We start from the raw sequence: 3,702 nt of genomic DNA, 5'->3' as shown, positions 1-3,702 counted from the left end.
GGATGGGACGGGTAGGGGCGGCGGGGGCGAAAACCCGTCCGGGACGAGAGGCACCCGCCACCGTGCAGTAACCCCCAGGAACCAACGCCGGACCGACCCCTCACATCGGGTTGACGGGATACGGCTGAGGCTCCGTCACGACCACAGTCACCCCCCGCGCCCGCAGCGCATCGAGAACCCCCGCATCCGCATCGTCGTCGGTCACCAACGTCCACCCCTCCCGCAGCGGCGTCCACGCGTGGAAGGGCCGCCGCCCCACCTTCGCCGCGTGCGCGAGCACGTACACATGATCGGCCCGCGCGGCCATCAGCTCCTTGAGCCGCGTCTGCCGCAGATCCGCCTCACAGATACCCAGCTCCGGCGCGATCCCGTCCGTACCGAGGAACACCCGGTCGAACGTCATCCGCTCCAGCGCCGCCTCGGTCAGCGGCCCCACGAAGCCCTGACTCAGCGGCCGGAGCGTACCGCCCAGGCACTCGACATGAACGGTCTCCACATCGGCGAGCGCCTGCAACGCGGTCAGACCGGTCGTGGCGACCGTGACATCCTTCGCGGTACGCAGCTCATGCGCGAGCGCACCCACCGTGGACCCCGCGTCCAGCAGCAACGTCTCGCCGGGCCGCACCTGCTCCGCGGCCCACCCCGCGATGGCCCGCTTCGCCTCGAACGCCTCCCCGATCCGCTGCCGCAGTGACGCCTCGGGATGCGCCAGCAGCGCCATCGCCCCGCCGTACGTGCGGGCGAGCCGCCCGTCGGTGGTGAGCTTCGCCAGATCCCGGCGGATCGTGGACGCCGTCACCCCGAACAGCTGCGAGAGCTCGTCGACGCTCGCCAGACCGGTGGTGGTGGCGAGGTGGACGATCCGGTCGCGCCGCGCCTTGGATCCGAGCTCGGCCATCAGTCCCCGTCCTTCGAAGGTCCCGTCCTCTGAGTGAACGCCCCGCCGGTCAGCGGGCGGCCGGAGCGGTCGACATCTCGGCGGCCTGGCGCAGGGCCTCGATCATGCTACCGGCGTCGGCACGTCCCGTACCTGCGATGTCGAACGCCGTCCCGTGATCCACGGACGTCCGGATCACGGGCAGCCCGACCGTCAGATTGACCCCGGTCTCGATACCGAGCACCTTGACCGGCCCGTGGCCCTGATCGTGGTACATCGCCACGATCAGGTCGTAGTCCCCGCGCGAGGCGAGGAAGAACGCGGTGTCGGCCGGAAGCGGCCCGCGCGCGTCGATCCCGTCGGCCCGCAGCGCCTCCAGGGCCGGCGCGATCTTCGTCTCCTCCTCGCCGTATCCGAACAGCCCGTTCTCGCCCGCGTGCGGGTTGATGCCGCACACTCCGATCCGGGGACGCGTCACCCCCGCGCGGACCATCGCCTCGTGGCCCCGTCGCACCGTGCGTTCGACCAGTCCGGGCTCGATACGGTGCACCGCGTCGATCAGCCCGATGTGCGTGGTGACGTGGATGACCTTCACCCTGGGCGTGGACAGCATCATCGACACCTCCTCGACCCCGGTGAGACGGGCGAGGAGCTCGGTGTGCCCGGGGTAGGGATGGCCCGCCGCGTGCAGCGCCTCCTTGTTGAGGGGCGCCGTGCAGATCCCCTGCACATCACCCCGCATCGCCAGCTCGGCGGCGACCCGCACATAGTGGTACGCCGCGTCACCGGCCGCCGCGGACAACTTCCCCCAGGGCAGGTCGGCCGGGAGCAGCCCGAGGTCGATGACATTGACGCGACCAGGTGCGAACTCCGCCCGCTCCGGGCCCTCCACGGCGACGATCTCGCAGTCGGCCCCGAGGACACGGGCCGCCTGCCGCAGTCGTTCGGCGTCGCCCACGACCACCGGACGGCAGTCGCGGAGCGTGTCCGGATGCAGCAGCGCCGGGACGACGACCTCCGGTCCGATCCCGGCACCGTCGCCCATGGTCACCGCGATGACCGGAAGCGCACGCGCGATGGCGCCGGTCCGGTCGGCGGCGGTGGCGGTGGGAGCTGCGTTCACAGGGCTTCTCCTCAGAAGGGGGCCTCAGAAGGGGGCCTCGGAAGGGCCTCGGAAGGGCCTCGGAAGGGCCTCGGAAGGGCCTCAGAAGGGGGAGGACGGCACGAGGTGCGAGGGTTCGGGGCGAAGGGCCCGGGCGATGCGTAAGAGCGAGTCGGTCTCCCCGTAGCTGCCAGGACGCGTGACGACGGAACGGCCGTCAGGGGTGAGGGAGTGGACGGCGCCGTGGTGGATCTGGTCGACGGGCCACAACTGGGTGACGCCCAGGGCTTCCAGAACGCGCCGGGCGGTCTCACCGCCGGTGAGGACCAGATCGCTGTCGCGGGCCACATCGGCCACGGCGGCGGCGAGCGCGGTGACCAGGTCGCGGGACGAAGCGGGGCAGACGGGCCCGGTGATGCTGACGACCGTGATGCCGATCGGCGTGATGTCCAGCCGGCCGGTCGGCGCGAGGGTGAGCTCGCCGGGGGAGAGGGGCACATGCCGGGCGCCGACCGCGGCGAGCTGCGCGATCTGCGCGGCGAGAGCGGGCTCGGCGGTGCCGGCGACGACCAGCAGTGGCCGACGGGCCGTACCGGGATGCGGTGCCGGTACGGCGGCCCGGCCGTCCACCGGTGTCCGCGCCAGCAGTCGGCCCAGCGCGGCTGCCAGCCCACCCGAGCCCAACAGCCGTACGTCCGGCCCCAGTCCGTACGCGGCAGCGGCGATCAGAGTCAGGTCGTCGTCCGTCTCCGCGTCGCACACGGGCTGTCGTCCCTGCGCGAGATGCGCGAGCAGGCAGTCGGCGAGTGCGGGACCGCGGACCACCGAGAGCGGCACGAGGGCCGTCGGTACGCCGCTGAGCGCGTGGGCGACCGACCGGGGCGGGCGGCGGCACTCGGCCCGCCAGGCCTCCGTCATGTGCAGGGGGGTACCCCGCAGCTGGACGACCCCGCCGCGCACCGTGCGCCCCGCGACCGGCAGCGCGGGCGCGATCACCACACCCCGGGCCCCGGCCGCGTAGGCGGCGGTCTCGGCGGCGAGATGGCCCCGCAGCAGCGAGTCCACCTTCTTGAACAGCACCCCGCCGTGGAACGCCCCGGCGGCCACGGCGGTCTGCACGGAACGCGCGGCGTCGACGGCGGGAAGCTGCCGGCTGTCGAGGTCGACCACGACGGACTCGCCCGAGGAGGGGAGCGCCACGGACCCGCCCGCCGCACGCAGCCCGCGAGCGGGAGCCCCCAGCACGAGGCGCCCGGGCAGGCGCAGCGCCATCGCCGTCTCCGCCGCGCCCGACAGATCGTCGGCGAGCGCGAGCACACGACCACATGACACGGGGACCTCCTCGGCCCGGCCGAACGGACGGCTGGCCCACCGATGATGACACGGTCTGCGCGATTCGCGCGAGACCCCTTGCGTGAATCGCGCAACCGTGCCACCTTTTCCGGCGCGACACCTGTGCGTCGCCAGCCGGTCGCCCCCGGAACGCGAGAAGGCCGACGATGACCCGACTTCCCCGAAGCGCGCCCCTCGAACGCCCAGCCATCGACGGCGACTTCCTCGACCGTGACGCGCTCACCGGCTCCGCCGAGCGGGCCGGGGCGTCGTCCCTCCTGCTCGCCGGGTCGCGGACCAGGCCGGTCCGCCGACGTCCGCGGTCGATGCCCCCGCACCGGCCCAGCCCCTCGTCCTGCTGCGGGAGCCGCGGGAGAGGTCAGGCGCCGCC

The 3,702-nt window shown here is 73.3% G+C and carries 4 protein-coding genes; 1 reads left to right on the top strand and 3 read right to left on the bottom strand.

The features are described from left to right. Window positions 1-100: 100 nt before the first annotated feature. The 3 genes from FNH04_RS42950 to FNH04_RS42940 form a co-directional block, all read right to left on the bottom strand. The gene (locus tag FNH04_RS42950; RefSeq protein ID WP_152791664.1) at window positions 101-898 is read right to left on the bottom strand and encodes a DeoR/GlpR family DNA-binding transcription regulator; all 798 of its coding nucleotides are present in this window, start codon (window positions 896-898) and stop codon (window positions 101-103) included. Window positions 899-947: 49 nt separating this feature from the next. Continuing rightward, window positions 948-2,000: a 4-hydroxythreonine-4-phosphate dehydrogenase PdxA gene (gene pdxA, locus FNH04_RS42945; RefSeq protein WP_322725510.1), complete on the bottom strand. Its 1,053-nt coding sequence runs from the start codon at window positions 1,998-2,000 to the stop codon at window positions 948-950. 81 nt (window positions 2,001-2,081) lie between these two features. Further along, window positions 2,082-3,311 carry a four-carbon acid sugar kinase family protein gene (locus FNH04_RS42940; RefSeq protein ID WP_322725508.1) on the bottom strand — a complete coding sequence of 410 codons (1,230 nt, stop codon included), beginning with the start codon at window positions 3,309-3,311 and terminating at the stop codon, window positions 2,082-2,084. 167 nt (window positions 3,312-3,478) lie between these two features. Here FNH04_RS42940 and FNH04_RS48340 point away from each other — a divergent pair. Then, on the top strand, window positions 3,479-3,702 hold a 224-nt coding region (locus tag FNH04_RS48340), incomplete at its 3' end, for a hypothetical protein (RefSeq protein ID WP_228031961.1).

This window comes from Streptomyces phyllanthi, from assembly GCF_009377205.1.
GTDB lineage: Bacteria > Actinomycetota > Actinomycetes > Streptomycetales > Streptomycetaceae > Streptomyces > Streptomyces phyllanthi.
This window is presented reverse-complemented; position numbering and strand designations above follow the sequence as displayed.